This window comes from Thermostichus sp. OS-CIW-29 (assembly GCF_054058195.1).
In genome coordinates, this window is sequence record NZ_JBSSAB010000001.1 from 31660 (window position 1) to 48053 (window position 16394).

Here is a 16394-nt window from a genome sequence, read left to right on the forward strand (position 1 = left end):
TAGAGTCTGCCAATGAATTTACTCCAGAAGAAAGTTGAGGTTACTCTTAATCGCTTCTTCGTCAAGGAGCTAACTCAAGAAGAGCTCACCTTCTATGAGTATAGTTGCAGGCCAAACCCTCTTCCAGATCTAGGAGAGGAGCAGAGGGCTCTCTCCAAGATTTGTAATCAGCTAGGTGTAATGGCTGTTCGTCTGGGAAATCGCATCATAACCCGAGAAAAAGTTCCGGCCAGTAAACTCAAAACAGAGGAATGGGAGTTGGAAGAGCTTGGTTCTAAGGCTCTAGATTGTACAGACCCTACAGAGAGACAGGCTCTAGAAACTTTCGAGCGCAAGAAACTAGATTGGAGTCTAAGATCTAAGTACAAAAGAACAGAGATTGAGCGATCAACAGGAGGAGGATTGATCTGGTGGGTTACGGGTCTGGAAGGAGTAGAACGGATTGAGGACTCGGAAAAACCACTTTGCGGAGATGGGTGGGAGGTTCACAGAGGAAGAGAGCTAGACGTTGTTATTAGACAAGATAAGAAGCTCTATCTAGAGATCGACATCCGATACCATTTCTACAGCCCATGGACGCTGCATGAGTGGCTGGAAAATTACCCAGATGTCTCAATTGAAATTGTACGAAACACATACAGGACAAAAAATAATAAATACCCAACTTGGGAGTATCGAGGCATTATTTCCAATCAGTCGCCAAGGGAAGTATGGTTAGCGGAGCTAAACACTAGCTTAGCGGATTATCATGTACAGAAGTACGGAGCAACTCCAGAAGAAGTTGATGGCTCTCTGGTGGTTCAAGTGGTCTCGAGAGAACGCAATTTCAGACAAAAGGCAGAGCCTATCCTTCATCTATCGCGGAGACTGTCGCCTGTTTTAACTTTGGAGATGCTAGCAAGTATAGAAGATCAAAGATGGACTGGCAAAAAAGTTAGCTCCTTGGTTAGCGAGCACATCAGAAAAAGTTTAGAAGAGAGATTGAAAGAGTCTAAAGAGACCGCAAAAACTATTATAGAAAATGTCTACAATATTTCTGACTTTCAGGCTGATCCCCTAAAAGCAGAAGGATACATTATGCCAAGGCCAAGGCTATTGGGGTTTGGTCATAGACAAGTCCAAAACCCCGCGAGAGTTAGGTACCAAGGATGTGCAAGAGTTGGCGAGACAAAGTTTGGACTTCTAAATCTTGACGATAATAAACGTGAGTATCCTACTGAGGTTCGCAAGTGCCTACTTGAAGTAGCTAAAAAGAGCGGAGCAAGAGTTGAAATAGACTTTTACGCAACCCGTCAAGATTTGCCTGAAGGCGACCTTGCTCAACAGAGGTTTTGGCAAAGCTGGGCCGACAAAGGGATCAAAACCGTTCTGGTTGTCATGCCCTTGTCGCCTAATGAGCACAAGCAAAAGATCCGCTTGCAAGCACTTCGAGCAGGAATAGCAACTCAGTTTATGATTCCTGGAGCTGACCCCTACAAAGCTCTAAATGTCGTACTAGGACTTCTGTGTAAAGCTGCGTGGCAACCCGTGTTGCTTGAACCCCTCGATCATCCTGAGTGCTCCGAGCTTACCATTGGTTTTGATGTGGGGACGAATCGAGAGCTTTACTACGGAACCTCTGCCTTCGCGGTACTGGCCAATGGTCAAAGCTTAGGCTGGGAGTTGCCCGATATACAAAGAGGAGAAACTTTTTCCGGCGAGGCAATTTATCAAACCGTGTCCAAGCTCGTCAATAGATTCTACAACAAATTTCATCGATACCCTAGAAAGGTTCTTTTGATGAGGGATGGCTTAGTTCAAAGAGGCGAATTTGATAAAACAATTGAGGAACTAAGAAAAGAAAAGATTGCTGTGGATATTGTTGGAGTGCGCAAAAGTGGCACAGTCAGAATGGGAAGAGAGGAAAAAGGAAGCTATAGAGACGCTGCAATGGGCACTGTCATTTTTGACCATGAACGAAGGTCATTTATGCTCGTAACAAGCCAGCCCATTAAGAAGTCCTCGGTGCCAATTGGCAGCGCAAGACCGCTGCGAGTTGTCCATGAACACGGCAACACTCCTTTGGAAGTTCTGGCTATACAAACTTACCATCTCTCCCAGCTTCATCCCGCCAGTGGTTTTCAAGCCTGTAGGCTTCCTTGGGTATTGCACTTTGCCGACAAAAGCAGTAAAGAGTTTCAGCGCATTGGCAACAGCATTTTTAGTGTGCTGCAGAACATAAACCGAGAGAAGTTGATTGCCGTCTAGCCAAGGGAGGGGATCCCCACCTGCCGGCCTTGCTAGGATTGGGGGGGTGGTTGGTGTTGCGGCTATGGAGATGAATGAGGTCTGGAAGACCTTTCTGAGCAATCCTGTTCCGTTCTGTGGCGGTTTTCTCAGCGGCCTGCTGCGTTTGGATGTGAAGCAAGATCCGCTGCGCAGTTGGCTGGAGTCCCAGGGGCTGAGGGTGGAGGAGCCCCCGCCTTCCGGTCGCTCCGACGGCCCCCAATCCATTTCCATTGAATAGGCGTACATAGGCGTACTCAATCGGCGGGCAGAGAGTAGGGATCCCTTCCGAACGCTTTCTCTCAGGTGTGGGAAGCGCTCTGATCCGGGCACAAGCAGCGACAGGAAGGGCAGCAAGAGCGGTGTTGCGAGGTGAGCTGATGTTCCCTGAACCCTCCCAATTTAGGAAGTGGCAGGGATCCCTTCGAGGCTGGGGCTATCTCGGCGGGGTGGTGTTCCTGGCAACGGGACTGGTCGGTCTGCCGTCAGGGGATCCAGCCGTGGCCCAATCGGCTCCCTCTTCTCTTGCCAGCCCTAAGCAGGATCCCCAAGCTTGGCTGGAGCGCTACAACGCCGCTCTAGAGCAATTGCCCCCTTTGCCCAACTTGCAATATCGCCAGCAGGTGCGGGTGGAGGGATCCCAAACCTTCACAGCCACGTTGGATGTGCTCTACCGCCGCGACGGCAGTTGGCAGGCTTGGGTAGCCGAAGGGGATCGCATCCGCCTCTTGGATTCGCGCCAATTGGAAGTGGTGAACCAGTCGGATCTGCTGCAGCTGTACTCGGTGTATGTGAGCCGACCGGAAGCCCTCTTGCCCTCGGTGAGCTTTTACTTGAAGGCGGATCCCAGCCGCTACCGCGTCCTCTCCTCAGAACGGGTGGATTTGGCTGGATCCCCTGTCCAACACTTGCGCCTAGAGCCCATTCAGGAAGGCCAGTTGCGGGAGCTGTGGCTGGATCCGCAGTCGGGGCTGCCGCGGCAGGTGTTGCTGTTTTTGTCGGGGGTGTGGGGGCAGGCCTATGTCCTGATGGGGTTTACGGCGGTGCCAGCTCCCGAGGGAGGGGAGCGCTACTGGCTGCCGGAGAGCACCCGCATCAATTTGGGCTATGGCTTTTGGACCCTGGAGGGCCTGAACCGCCGCGTGTTCAGGGGATCCCTGTCCATCCAGCATGACTACCAGGACTACCGCATTTTGCCAGAAGGGACGCAGTTGCGCTTTTTGCCTTCGCAGCCGCCGGTGGATGCGCCGCCGGTGGTAGCCGGCCTGCCGGGGAGCGCTCCTCAAGCGGAGTTGGGAGATGTGCGGGCCTTGGGAGTGGATGAGCAGGGCAACCAGCAGTTCAGCATTGGCCTGGGCCGGCGCTCCAGCCCGGACAATTCCTTGGAAGACCGAATCGTTGCTTTCAACCTAACCCGACCCACCAGCCGCAACGCCCTGACCCAAATCGATACTTTAGCTCTTTTGCCTCTGGGGAATGGCCAGTTGCCCATCTATCTCTTCCAATTCGACACCGGTCGCCCCCTCTCGCCCCTGCAGGGGGTAGAGCGCCCGCAGGTGGATCCCAACGAGGTCTTCGCTCCTAAGCCGCCAGCCATCAAACTCTTTGGAGATTAGCTCCCCAATGCTGATAGATGCTGCCTATGGGGTGATCCCCATCCTGCCCCACCCACCCGCCCAGGAAGCTCCCGGACCCGGCTCTTCGCATTTGTATCTGCTCATCCAGCACCAGAAGGGGCATTGGGCTTTCCCAAAAGGGCACAAGGATGGCTCCGAAAGCGACCTGGAGGCGGCACAGCGAGAATTGCGAGAGGAAACCGGCTTGACCGACTACCAGCTCCTAACCCTGCCCGGCCAGCCTGACCCTCTGACGCTGCAGGAAGCCTACACCTTTACGGATCCCGAGGGGAACCGAGTGGCCAAAACCGTTACCTACTACGTGGCCTTGTTGCCGCCCCAATTTCCTCCTCCGGCCCTGCAGGTGCAACCGGAGGAGGTGGCCGCCTACCGCTGGTGCTCCTACCCCGAAGCCTTGGAGCAGATCAGCTTTGAAGAAAGTCGGCAACTGCTGCGCCGCTGCCAAGCCCACCTGGAGCAGCTTTGGAAATTGGAGAAGACCTAAGTTCCGTATTTTTACGGAAGAGGTTTATCGGGGTTACCTTTATTATCTTGTCCTGCAGGCTTTCCGTGGGAAGTTCCCGAGTAAGAAAGCCAGCAGACAATCTGAGGGCTAGCCTTCACCTTTAGAGATTGGCTGATGAGCAATAGTCATCGATCTCCCCAGGAGGAGAGTTTTTCTGAATACGGATTGAACGCTGAAACTGCCTTTGAGTTCGTGCAGCCTTGGCCGTCTTGTTGGGCTTGGCTCATCTAAAGATCTCGTCTGGGTCAGGGCTGGGCTTGAACTGTATTCTGGAAAGCATTTTTTCACCGGCTTGTGGGGTAGCTAAGACTTCAGTCGTGTCATCAACCTCAGCGCAGGAAATTGTCCGAGCACGTCCTCTCGACCCATGAACTGTCCCCCCGTCTGTACAGAAGTCTCGGCCCATCTGCTGAACGCAGAGGTCAGCTTCACAGGAGTTGTTCGGTATTTCAGTGCCTTGGACAAAGGGGAGGGGCTGGGCACTTGGTCATTGGTGTTTCACCAAGGTCGCCTGGGGTTTGCTCACCACAGCTTGGAGCCCTTGGAGCGCTTGGATCGCCACCTGCGTCGGCTCAGCCATCAAGTCTTTTCTCTGACTCGCCAAAATTGCCTACGCATCCATCGGCAGGTGGAGGCGCTATTGGCTCAGGAGACTGGGCCTCTACCTGCAGACCTTCTGGGGCTGAGTTGGATGGTAACGGAGCAACTGCTGCCTTGGGAAGCTGCGCGCAGGTTGAATGCTTGGATCGGCGAGGAGGTGCTGCAAAATCTGTTGCTGGTTCCAGGGGGCTTTCAGCAGGAGATCATCCCACTGGACAACGTGCCCACCCTGGGCCAGTGGGATGGGGGATCCCTGCTCGACCTGATCCAAAAGCGGCTACGGGCATGGCAATCTTTGGGGCCTGAGATCACCTCCCCCTACCAACGGCCCTACTTTGCCAGCCGGGCCCAGGCAGAACGCCTTCCCGCCGAGCAACAGGAACGGCTAGGCCGGTTACTGAAGGGGTTTAGCTTCCGCCAGTTGAGCGCCCTTCTCGATCAAGACGACCTCCAGATCGCTCGCCGCCTACATCCTCTGGTCAAAGCCGGTATCCTTGTCCTGCGGGATCCCCAGCCCCCCTTTGATCGGCTGCCCAAAACCTACTCGGCCAAGCTTGAGACAGAATCACAGCCCTCAGAAACTCCCACCGTCCCTCTTCACCTGGCCAACGGGCTTGCAGATCTAGGCCCATCTCCCCAAGCCTCGAAAACCTGGATTGTGGCCTGTATTGACGACAGCGAAGCCATGCTCAGCGAGTTGCAGCGGTTGTTGGAAGGGCACAACCTGGTCATTCACGCCATCAGCGACTCTTTGAAAGCCCTGATGAAGCTGACCACCCTCAAGCCAGATTTGATCCTGCTGGACGTGGGTATGCCCAACGTGGATGGCTACCAATTGTGCAGCCTCATCCGCAAATCCTCCGTGTTAAAGGATGTGCCGGTGGTGATGGTCACAGGCCACAAAGGTCTGATCGATCGGGTGAAGGCGCGCCTGGCCGGTGCCACCGATTACCTGACCAAGCCCTTTCGGCAGGAAGAATTGCTGCAGATGGTGTTTCGCTATCTCAGCTAGGGATCCCTCTAAAGGTTCGTCGAAAAAGAGGTAAGGAGATGTCGATCATGGTGAAAGTTCTTGTGGTGGAAGATGTGGCCTCGGAGCGACAGCTCATCAGCGATTACCTCCGCTCAGAAGGCTATCAGGTGGTAGCGGTGGCCAACGCCCAAGAGGCATTGCAGCAGATCCGCAACGACAAACCCGATGTGGTGCTGACGGACTTGGTCATGGAAGGCATGAGCGGGCTGGAATTGTGCCGCCAAATCAAGAAAAACCCGGAAACCCAAAAGTTGCCCGTTGTGGCCTGTACTTCTAAAAATCAAGAGCTGGACAAACTCTGGGGCATGAAGCAAGGGATCGATCTTTATCTGACCAAGCCTTTTACCCGCGAAGACATTTTGCGGGCCGTGAAATCAGTAGTGCTCAGCCCGAGCTCATGATTTTTGCCACTCCTGTCCTTGCTGAGCTGCGCCTCCAGTTAGGATCCCTGTGATTATCACGAATTGTTCTTAGGAGATGTCTTAGAATTGGCAGAGCGAGAACGGCAATGGCGGTAGCTTTCTCCCCACACAGCCCTACTTCTACCCGTACCGGCGAGCTGTACTTACATCTACAGTTGGGGGTAGACTGTCGGGCCCTTTTGCCCATGGCATTTGCCCAGGAAGCTCTAATTGTTGGCCCGCACCACTTTACCCTTCTCCCCAACCAGCCCGCATGGGTGCTGGGCTTGTTCAACTATCGCAATCGCATTCTCTGGGGACTGGATCTGCCGCAATTTCTCGGCCTAGAGCCCTTGGACTTTGGGCAGCCCGAACACCACTTGGTGGTGATGCGCCCAGAATTTGGGGGCTCTGCATCGCCAGTGCGAACAGGCTTGGGCCTGGCAACCCAACACGTGAAAGGAGTAGCTCGAGTGCCCGCCGAGGAGATCCAACCCTTAACAAAAGCCCAGGCAGCACAAAACAACTTTCGACTGGAGAACTTCTACGACTCTTGCAAAGGGCTGGTGTTGGAAGGGGATGAGCCTCTCTGGGTGCTCGACCCTCTTGCCATTGTCCAAAAGCTCAACTCAGTTGATTCCTCGGCAAACCCTTGATCTTGATCTTGGCGACCTTTTCCCCGACTTACCCTCACTTAAAGGCAAAATTCTATGGTTTCCTTCCGTCCCCTCTTTCTCAGGCCTGCTCCATCTTCCCGGCCCCAACGCAAAGTCGCGGGATCCCGCCTGGCCCTGGCAATCAGTTTTCCTCTGGGCATCAGCTCCCTGCTGTTTGCCGTCTCTGCCGGCAGCGTAGCCCGCACCTATTTCGAGTTCAAGCCGGCGATCTCGCGGCAGTTCACCCTGCAAAACCTGAGCGATCAGGTGATCTATTTGGATGAAGTCTTGACCATGTCTGCCCGCATGGCCGCTGCCAGCGGGGATCTGTCCTGGGAAGAGCGCTACAACATCCATGTCCCTCAGTTGGATGAGGTGCTGGCGGAGATTCAGCAATTGGATCCCGCCTCTTACGAAGCCTATGCAGCCAAAACCACAGCAGCCAACATCAAGCTGGTGGAGTGGGAAGTGCAGGCTTTTGATCTGATTCGGGCCGGCGAGCAGGAACGGGCTTTCAACTTGCTGCACAGCCCTGAGTACGAAGAGCAAAAGCGCATCTACGCCGAAGGGATCAACCAAACCCTGGAGGCCATTCGCAGCAACATTCAGGCCAGCGTCCAGCTTTACGAGCAAAATCTGCTGCAGGCTTTGATCTTTTCCGGCATCAGCTTCCCGATTCTGCTGCTGAGCTGGGGGATCATTTTGATCCTGGTGCGCAACTTTGTGCGGGAACGCAACGCCACCTACGAGCGACAGGTTTCCGACACCCGACTGGCCCAGCGGTTTGCCGATATTGCCCGGATTCGCCAAGAGCAAGAGCTGATCGATCCCCTAACTGACTTGTTGGGCGAGATGCGCCAGCGCTTCGGTGCCGAACGAGTGGCCTTCTATCGCTTGACCGCTCCCGAAGAGGCGCAGGTTATCGCTGAATCTCACGACAGCCGCCTGCCCGACACCTTGGGCACCCTCCTCCGCAGGATCCCGGCTCCGATCCAGCAGGCTCTCCACGGCGGGCAAGTTTACGCTTTTGGCCCGGTGCCTAGGCCAGATCTGGGCGCCGACTACCTGCAGAGGCTGGCCACAGCCCAACTGAAAGCCGAGATGATAGCGCCGGTGGTGCGTGGCGATGAGCTTTACGGTTTTTTGGCAATAGGCCGCGCCCAAAGCCAGAGCTGGTCTGACGAAGAACAGAAAACCTTGGCAGAGCTGGCCAACCGCCTGGGTCAAGCTTTGGGTAACCTGGGGGCGCTGGAGCAAAAAGCCGTGGCCGCCCAGGAACGGGAGCGGTCGGAAGCGCTGCAAAGAGAGCTGCTGCAGCTTATCAGCGAGGTCACAGAAGCCTCGCGGGGGGATCTCACGGTGCGGGCGCAGCTAACAGCCGGACAAGTTGGCATCATGGCGGACTTTTTCAACGTCATTATCGAGAGCTTACGCGACATCGTGATTCAAGTGCAGCAGGCCGCCGGTCAAGTCAACCAATCCATTGGTCGTGACGAGGCAGCCATTCGCGAGTTGGCCGAAGCCGCTCTCCGACAGGCCACCCAAATCGAAGAGACCTTGCGCTCTGTCGAGCAAATGACGCTCTCAATCGAGGAGGTAGCCGATAAAGCCCAACAGGCCGCCACCGTTGCCGAATCTGCCGCCGCCACGGCCATCAACAGCAGCTTGACTATGGATCGCACAGTGCAAAACATCCTGCAACTGCGGGAAACGGTGGCCGAAACGGCCAAGAAGGTGAAGCGGCTGGGGGAATCTTCCCAGCAGATTTCCAAGGTGGTGTCCTTGATCAACCAGATTGCGCTGAAAACCAACCTCTTGGCGGTGAACGCCAGTATCGAGGCAGCCCGTGCCGGCGAAGAAGGGCGAGGTTTTGCGGTGGTCGCCGAGGAAGTCGGGGCACTGGCGGCCCAGTCGGCAGAAGCCACCCGCGAGATCGAGCGCATTGTGGAAGGGATCCAACGGGAAACCGGCGAGGTGGTACAGGCGATGGAAACCAGCACCGGCCAGGTGGTGGAGGGAACCCGCTTGGTGGAAGCAGCCAAGCAGAGCCTGGGACAAATTGTGGAAGTCTCGCGGCAGGTGAACCAGCTCTTTCAGGCCATTGCCCGCTCCACTGATGCCCAGGCAGATGCATCTCAAACGGTGCGCCAGTTGATGCAGCAAATCGCCAACATTGCCGCCCAGACGGCGGCAGCCTCGCAGCAGGTGGCCAACTCTCTCCAGGCTACGGTGGCGGTTGCCCGTCAGTTGCAGACTTCTGTGTCCACCTTCAAGGTGGGGGAGGCGGTTTAGCATGGGGCCGAATCCCACTTCCCTCGACCCACGCGAGTGGCAGGTTAGGCTGCAGTTTTTGGACGAAGCCCAGGCTTACCTCGACACCCTGGAGGCAGGGGTGTTGGGCCTGGGATCCCAGAGTTTGGATCGCCCCCGTTTGGATCGCTTGCTGCGGGCTGCTCATTCCATCAAGGGCGGGGCGGCCATGATGGGCTTTCCGGTGCTTAGCGACTTGGCCCATCGCCTGGAAGATGGTTTCAAGATCTTGCAGGTGGATCCCCAAAAAGCCGACCCCGCAGTGGAGCGCAACCTCTTGGCGGCGTTGGATTGCATGCGCCAAATAGCCCAGCAGCACCGCCAGCAGCGGCTTTTGGACGAATCTTGGCTGGCAGAGCGGGTGCAGCCTCTTTTCGATCAATTGCGAGAGCAGTTGGGAGAGTTGCAGCCTGAGGACAACGTCCAAGTCCTGGCAGCAGAGGCCGGGGGCGATATGCGGGTGCTGCTGTTTGCAACCGAGGTGGAGGCCTGTCTGCAGCGGTTGGAAGGTGTGCTGGCCCACCCCGAGCAGCCCTGTTTGCGGGAGGAGTTTCTCATTGCTGCCCAAGAGCTGGGGGCGCTGGGGGAAATGTTGGATCTGCCTGCCTTTGCCACCCTGTGCGGCTCAGTAGTCCAAGCTCTGGAGACGCTGCCGCCAAACGCCAAGGAGCAGGTGTTGCCCGTTGCTCAGGCGGCTTTACAAGCTTGGCGACGCTCGCAGGCCCTGGTGCTGGTCGGTCAGGTCGCTCTTCTCCCCAGCTCCTGGGATCCGGCAGAGCCTCCAGTTTCCCCCCCGCCAGAAGCCCCTCCCCCTGCAATGGCAGGAGCCACCGAGCTGCCGGATTCGATTCCAGCCGGGGCCAAAAGCGCTGCCGAGATGCTACGGGTGCCGGCTCGCCCTCTGGAACAGTTGGGGGAGCTGTTGGGAGAGCTCATAGGGGAGCGCAACCGCTTAAACAGTCGCCTGCAACGGCTGCGGGAGCTGGTCAGCTTGTTCAAACGGCGGGTTCGCACTCTAGAAGAAACCAACAGCCGCCTGCGCAGCAGCTACGACCGCGTCGCTGCCACCGTGCCTGCTTCTGTGCTCTTGAAAAAAGAAGGGGATCCCGGCCTGACCTTGGCCGATACCTTTGACCTCTTGGAGATGGATCGCTATGGAGAGATGCACCTGCTGACCCAAGAGGTGATGGAAACCGTTGTGCAAATTGATGAGGTAACCCACGATATCGACACCACCCTGCAGGAGACCGAAGGCAGCGCCCGCCAGCTCAGCCGCCTCTCCAGGCAAATGCAAACCCGTCTCGACCAGGTGCGCATGCAGCCTCTATCGGATTTGACGGATCGCTTCCCCAGAGCGCTGCGGGAGCTGAGCTTAGCCCATGGCAAGCCCGTGGAGCTGCGGGTCTTGGGGGGATCCACCCTAATCGAGCGCTCGATTTTGGAGGCCTTGGCGGATCCCTTGTTGCACTTGGTGCGCAACGCCTTTGACCACGGCATCGAGGCTCCAGACACCCGCCTGGCCCAGGGCAAGCCGGCCAAGGGCCTCATCGAAATTGCCGCCAGCCAACGGGGCAACCGCACTCTGATCACGGTGCGAGACGATGGGGCAGGGATCTGTCTGGATAAAATCCGGGCCCGCGCCTTGCAGATAGGGTTTTCCGCTGCCGACCTGGCTGAGGCCAGCTCCCAGGAGCTGCTGGAGTTGATCTTCCAGCCGGGCTTCAGCACCGCCGAGCGAGTCAGCGAGCTATCTGGACGGGGAGTGGGTCTAGACGTGGTACGCACCAACCTGCAACGAATTGGCGGCCAGGTGCAGGTGGAATCTTGGCCGGGACGGGGCACGCTGTTTACCCTCACTCTGCCCGTTTCTTTGAGCGTCACCCGCGTGCTGCTGACAGAATGCCAGGGGTTGATGTTGGCTTTTCCGGCCAACGCAGTGGAAGAATTGCTTATCCCCCCGCAGTTGCCTGCCGATTCCTTTCTCTGGGAAGGGGAGCAGATCCCTTTAATTCCTGTGGGCCACTGGTTTCGCTTCGCGCGCTGGCAGCCTCGCCGGGAAATTGACGAGACCCCCCTTCTCGACCGACCTGTGGTGCTGCTGGTGGTAGAAGACAACCGGCCCTATGGCCTGTTGGTGGATCGCTTTTGGCGGGAGCAAGAGGTAACTCTGCGCCCGGTGGAGGGAGGTCTGCCTCTGCCGTCGGGATTCTCCGGCTGTACGGTTTTGGCCGATGGGCGAATCGCTCTTTTCGTGGATCCGCCTGCCCTCTTGAGCTGGCTGCTCGCCCAGCGGGATCAGCCCTGTCAGTCGGCAAGGGATCCCCTTCCCCAGCCCAGGTTTGCCGCCCAGCCCACCCTGCTGGTGGTGGAAGATTCGGTCAACGTGCGCCGCTTCTTGGCCATGACCCTAGAAAGAGCAGGGTTCCGGGTTGAACAGGCTCGCGACGGACAAGAGGCCCTCGAGCACTTGCAGAGAGGAATTCCCATCCGAGCGGTGATTACCGACATTGAAATGCCGCGGCTGGATGGCTTTGGCTTGCTGGCCCAGATTCGTGCCCACCCCCTGTATGACCAGCTTCCCGTGGTCATGCTCACCTCCCGCAGTGGCGAGAAACACCGCCAACTGGCCCAGCGGCTGGGAGCCAGCGCCTACCTCTCCAAGCCCTTCCAGGAACAGGAGCTGATCCAAAAGCTGCGGCAACTGCTGCAACCAGCCTCTTCGGCACCTTCCACCGGCGTTTTGATGGCGAGGTAGTCCATGCCCCTGCTTTCCCCTCTGCGCCTGCGTCGTCTGGCTCGGCAAGAACAACTGAGAAACCGGCAGACCTTGATTACTTTCCAACTGGGCTCCTACTGCTTCGGCCTCCCTGTTGATCGGGCGCGGCGAGTTTTTAGCTGGGCAGAGTTTCAGCTTGCTCAGGAGGGCGGCCCCCAGCTTTTGGATACCGGTCGTTTGTTGCTGGGCCGAGGGATCCCTTTTCAACCGGAAGGGGTTATTCTGTTGCAGCCAGGCAGTTCTGAGGACGGATTGTCCGACCAGATCGACAACCCAGAAACAGGGGCTCTGCCCATTCCCACTCAGCCCCTCCTGCGCCGTCTGCCCTCTTCCCAGTTGCAGCCTCTCCCCAGCCGCTATGCAGCTCAGGCCCGCCAACGGGGTATTGTGCAGTGGATCCCGCCAGTTGAAGGTCAGCTCCCCCTGTTGGTGTTCGACCCTCATCTCTGGCCTGCCTGTTCTTGAGAAGGGAGAAGGGGCAGTTGCAGCTCTAGATTCTCCACGCGGGTTAGCTCCCAGCGAAAGGGCTCCCCACCCCGTCGCTGCCAATTCAATTGGAAGGGTTGCTCCAGCGCATTCACCTGATCTCGCGTCAGGTTGGCCAAGGGGCCGCCGGAGCCCTCGATCACAAACCAGAGAGTGGCCTGTCCTTGGCGACTGGGATCCCCTAGGTCGAGCTGCACCTGCAGCGCTTGGGGTTGGAGGCGCAAGCGAAAAAATTGGCCGAAGATCTCGCGGCTGTAGGCCAGCGCCCGCTGCTTGTTCAGGCCCCAACCATCGCTATAGGCCTCAGATACCAACATCTCCACCTGATCCCAGTTGCGCTGCTCCACCGCCCGCAGCAATCTCTCCGTGTGGACGCGGATTTGTCGCTCAGGCCGCCCGTAGTGCCAAAAGGCGCCCCCTGCGATGGCCAAAACGACGGATCCCACCACCCCCCAGCGCAGCCAGGGGGGAAGGGGTGAAGGGGGAGAAGAGACAGAAGCAGACAAGGGATCCCTCTTGGGCAGTAGGGGGATTGCTCCCTCTAGCCTACGGGATCTACATGTGAGAAGATCAAAGCCTGACCCCGAAATCTGTGCAGCCTCTGCCAGGCACAGCACGCCCCCGAAATTTAGCCAACCGGTCATGACCAAGTCCAACGACCGCCTACTGCTGGAGTTTGAGCAGCCTGTCGCCGCCCTAGAACAACGAATTCAAGAAATTCGGGCCTTGGCAGAAGAAAACGACATCGATGCTTCTGAGCAGATTCGCCAATTGGAAGCCAAAGCCGAAGAGCTGCGCCGCGAGATCTTCAGCCAGCTCACGCCAGTAGAACGGCTCCAGGTGGCCCGTCACCCCCGCCGCCCCACCACCCTGGATTACGTACAGACCATCTGTGACGACTGGTTTGAGCTGCACGGGGATCGCCACGGCCAGGACGATCCAGCCATTGTGGGCGGGTTGGCCAAGCTAGGGGAGCAGCCGGTGATGATCCTAGGCCACCAAAAGGGTCGCGACACCAAAGACAATATCCACCGCAACTTTGGGATGCCCAATCCCGCCGGCTACCGCAAAGCCATGCGGCTAATGGAACATGCCCACCGCTTCGGCCTGCCCCTGCTCACCTTCATCGATACGCCGGGGGCTTACCCAGGCGTCAAGGCGGAAGCTGAGGGCCAAGGAGAGGCCATTGCCACCAACCTGCAGACCCTTTTCCGGCTGGAGATCCCCATCATCTGCACCGTCATCGGCGAAGGGGGATCCGGCGGAGCATTGGCCATTGGGGTGGGCAACCGCATCCTGATGTTCGAGCACGCCGTCTACTCCGTGATCTCGCCGGAAGGCTGCGCGGCTATTCTCTGGAAGGATGCCAAGAAGGCTCCCCAAGCGGCGGCAGCCCTGCGCATTACCGCCCAAGACCTGCTGCAACTGGAGGTGATCGACGAGATCCTGCCAGAGCCGGTTGGCGGCGCCCACCGCGCGCCCTTGGAAGCTGCTCAAACCCTCAAAGAGGCTCTTCTCAGGCATCTCAAGGAACTTTCTAGCCTGAGCGGGCGAGAATTGCGCGAGGAGCGCTACCAAAAGTTTCGCCGCATGGGAGCGTTTCTGGAGCTTTCTGAATAGACTTATGCATCCCTGATTTATAGTCGTTTCAGATTAGGGTGAGACACCTGGGCCATTGATCGCGCCAGCGGGACGGAGTCCTTGAAAAGCCTTTTGGCCCCCTGCATTATTGCTCTGCAACGCCGATGCGACCAACATTTTAGGCGTGGGTGCAGTGTCCTGGTTTGAACTGAAATGACTATATTTGGGGTTTAATTTGGGGTTTATTCGAGGGGAGAGGCCCTTTAGGAGCTGCTCTGGGATGAACTTCCGAAAGCACTCCGCGCCCTCAACCTGACCAAGAGGGGGCTAACTCCTACCAGGTTACCCGATCCCGCAGCTGCTCAATCCGGGCTGGGCCAATGCCATTGACCCGTTGCAGATCCTCCAAAGAGGAGAAGGGGCGGGCCTCGATAATGCGCTGCGCCAGGGCGGGGCCAATGCCGGGCAACTGTTCCAGCTCCGCCGCCGTGGCCGTATTCAGGTTAACGCGAGGGGATCCCCCAGGAGACGCCACCGGAAAAGCAACCGACGGGGAAGGGGATCCCGCCTCAGGAGGAAGAACGACCTCGACTTCCAGCAGCTCCGGCTCCGGTTCAGGCAAGGAAGCGGCAACGGGGACGGGGTTGGGGCAGCGACGGGACGCCTCTTCTGCCTGTTGTTGCAGGCGGCGGCTGGGGCCAAAGCGGGCATCGGCAATGAGCCGGTCGAACTCCCGCACAAAGTGATCCACCACTCGGCCATTGCGGATGATCAGGAAGTTTTCGTCGTTGAGGTGGTTGGCCGAGACCGACCAGTTGTTGGATCCGGTGATCACCGTGGCCTGAGGAGTGCCGGGATCGATGATGGCAAACTTATGGTGCAGCTTATCGCCGGGGGCGAGGTTGGGTATGCCTACAGACTGGGCCGGCAGCGTCCAGGGCAGGCGCGCCGCCTCCACCTGGCACTTTTCGTCGGGGAGCAACAGCCCCCACATCTCCAGGGTGCGGCTGTAGTCCCGGAAGGCAAAACCAGGGTCGAACACCCCGCGGATTTCTACGTTGCGCTCCTGGCGCAGTTGCCTGAGTTGGTTGGCAATGCCCGGATCCGTAAAGACGAACAGAGCCAGATCCACCTGTTGCCGGGCTTGGGCCAGGGTGGCGGCAATAATGCCGTTGGAGGTGGCTTCGTAGGGCAGGGAGCGACTGGCAGGAGAAAAGTGAACCCCCACAATGGCATCGTCAATGTACACCGTTTCCAGGGAACGCTTGAGCTTCTGCACGCCGAAGCGGCTATCGGTCAAGCCACCGGGGCCATCGCCCCACATGAGATCGAATTCCTCGGTGTAGAGGCGGGCCAGCTCCGGGCTGTCCAGCAGCAGCAGATGGTTGGCATTGCCGACACTGCCAGGCGCATCAAAGTCCCCGTGAATATCAGAGAGGGTGAAATTGGCCGAGCCGGTCAAGACTTTCTGCCCGTCGATCACCACAAATTTGTGGTGCATCAGGCCGCTGCCCTTGGAGCCATCGGCGGTATCATCCAGCCAGGGCACCTGGCCTCCATCCAGCAAGGCGTACACATCTCGGCTGGCAATCTCCTCGGGAGAAAACCGTCCATCGCGGTTCACATCCACCAGGTTGCGGTACTCCTCGAACTTGCGACGGCTGCGCTCGTCCAGCGCCCGCACTTGGTCAGGGGTGAGTTGGTGCCAGGCTCGCACGTAGGTGTTTTCAGTAATAAAACGCACCGGGATCCCGGCCTGTCGTCGCTCCACTAGGGCTTGGGCAATGAGCGGTAGGTTCAGCTCTTGCACGGCAATATCCACCGACTGACGAGCGGAGCGAATCTGGGAAATGATCAACTCTTCCAGGTTGTAGCCGTAGCGGCGGATCTGGCGGTAGGGATCCCGATAGGTGCTCTCCCGGCTTTGGTTGAACTCCACCCGAATGCGGGGGTGCTGCGGCAGAGGGGCAAGGGTGGGCAGCTCCTGCTCTTGGGGGTAGGGTCTGGGCCGAGGGCCGACCCAGTAGCCGATCAAGACCAGAATGAGAAGCAGAGCAACCCAGGGCAGCCAGCGGCGGAGTTGCCGCAACCACGACGGGATCCCGTTCATGGCCTTTCTCCTCTCCAGCAATCACACCCCCAGG

13 protein-coding genes are annotated in these 16394 nt (G+C 57.9%); 11 read left to right on the forward strand and 2 right to left on the reverse strand.

Going from position 1 to position 16394, the window contains the following annotated elements; all coding sequences use genetic code 11:
• Positions 1-12: 12 nt before the first annotated feature.
• The 10 genes from ACVWZJ_RS00155 (at position 13) to ACVWZJ_RS00200 (ending at position 12648) form a co-directional block, all read left to right on the forward strand.
• On the forward strand, positions 13-2247 hold the full coding sequence (locus ACVWZJ_RS00155; protein WP_457393823.1) for an argonaute PAZ domain-containing protein: 2235 nt from the start codon (positions 13-15) through the stop codon (positions 2245-2247).
• Positions 2248-2317: 70 nt separating this feature from the next.
• The gene (locus ACVWZJ_RS00160) at positions 2318-2506 is read left to right on the forward strand and encodes a hypothetical protein (protein WP_414374286.1); all 189 of its coding nucleotides are present in this window, start codon (positions 2318-2320) and stop codon (positions 2504-2506) included.
• 139 nt (positions 2507-2645) lie between these two features.
• Entirely contained in the window at positions 2646-3881 is a 1236-nt protein-coding gene (locus ACVWZJ_RS00165; RefSeq protein WP_457393826.1) for a hypothetical protein, read from the forward strand.
• A gap of 7 nt (positions 3882-3888) precedes the next feature.
• Entirely contained in the window at positions 3889-4386 is a 498-nt protein-coding gene (locus tag ACVWZJ_RS00170; protein WP_457387331.1) for a bis(5'-nucleosyl)-tetraphosphatase, read from the forward strand.
• Positions 4387-4774: 388 nt separating this feature from the next.
• Positions 4775-6019 (forward strand): response regulator, encoded by a 1245-nt coding sequence (locus tag ACVWZJ_RS00175; protein ID WP_457383935.1) that lies wholly within the window; start codon positions 4775-4777, stop codon positions 6017-6019.
• 47 nt (positions 6020-6066) lie between these two features.
• Positions 6067-6441: a response regulator gene (locus tag ACVWZJ_RS00180; protein ID WP_011434291.1), complete on the forward strand. Its 375-nt coding sequence runs from the start codon at positions 6067-6069 to the stop codon at positions 6439-6441.
• Positions 6442-6548: 107 nt separating this feature from the next.
• On the forward strand, positions 6549-7097 hold the full coding sequence (locus ACVWZJ_RS00185; protein WP_011430974.1) for a chemotaxis protein CheW: 549 nt from the start codon (positions 6549-6551) through the stop codon (positions 7095-7097).
• A gap of 54 nt (positions 7098-7151) precedes the next feature.
• Positions 7152-9389 carry a methyl-accepting chemotaxis protein gene (locus tag ACVWZJ_RS00190; RefSeq protein WP_011434293.1) on the forward strand — a complete coding sequence of 746 codons (2238 nt, stop codon included), beginning with the start codon at positions 7152-7154 and terminating at the stop codon, positions 9387-9389.
• 1 nt (position 9390) lies between these two features.
• Positions 9391-12162: a hybrid sensor histidine kinase/response regulator gene (locus ACVWZJ_RS00195; RefSeq protein ID WP_011434294.1), complete on the forward strand. Its 2772-nt coding sequence runs from the start codon at positions 9391-9393 to the stop codon at positions 12160-12162.
• Positions 12163-12165: 3 nt separating this feature from the next.
• Entirely contained in the window at positions 12166-12648 is a 483-nt protein-coding gene (locus ACVWZJ_RS00200; RefSeq protein ID WP_011434295.1) for a hypothetical protein, read from the forward strand.
• Here the strand turns inward: ACVWZJ_RS00200 and ACVWZJ_RS00205 are convergent.
• The gene (locus ACVWZJ_RS00205; RefSeq protein ID WP_457393831.1) at positions 12624-13175 is read right to left on the reverse strand and encodes a hypothetical protein; all 552 of its coding nucleotides are present in this window, start codon (positions 13173-13175) and stop codon (positions 12624-12626) included. The two genes, ACVWZJ_RS00200 and ACVWZJ_RS00205, sit on opposite strands and share 25 nt — an antisense overlap.
• Before the next feature lie 136 nt (positions 13176-13311).
• On the opposite strand from ACVWZJ_RS00205, the gene ACVWZJ_RS00210 reads away from it, so the two are divergent.
• Complete coding sequence (locus ACVWZJ_RS00210; RefSeq protein WP_457393834.1) at positions 13312-14289, forward strand: acetyl-CoA carboxylase carboxyltransferase subunit alpha; 978 nt, start codon at positions 13312-13314, stop codon at positions 14287-14289.
• A 295-nt stretch (positions 14290-14584) separates the two neighbouring features.
• Here the strand turns inward: ACVWZJ_RS00210 and ACVWZJ_RS00215 are convergent, their stop codons facing one another.
• Positions 14585-16360, reverse strand: coding sequence for a phospholipase D-like domain-containing protein (locus ACVWZJ_RS00215; RefSeq protein ID WP_011434298.1), 1776 nt, complete (start codon positions 16358-16360; stop codon positions 14585-14587).
• Positions 16361-16394: the final 34 nt, after the last annotated feature.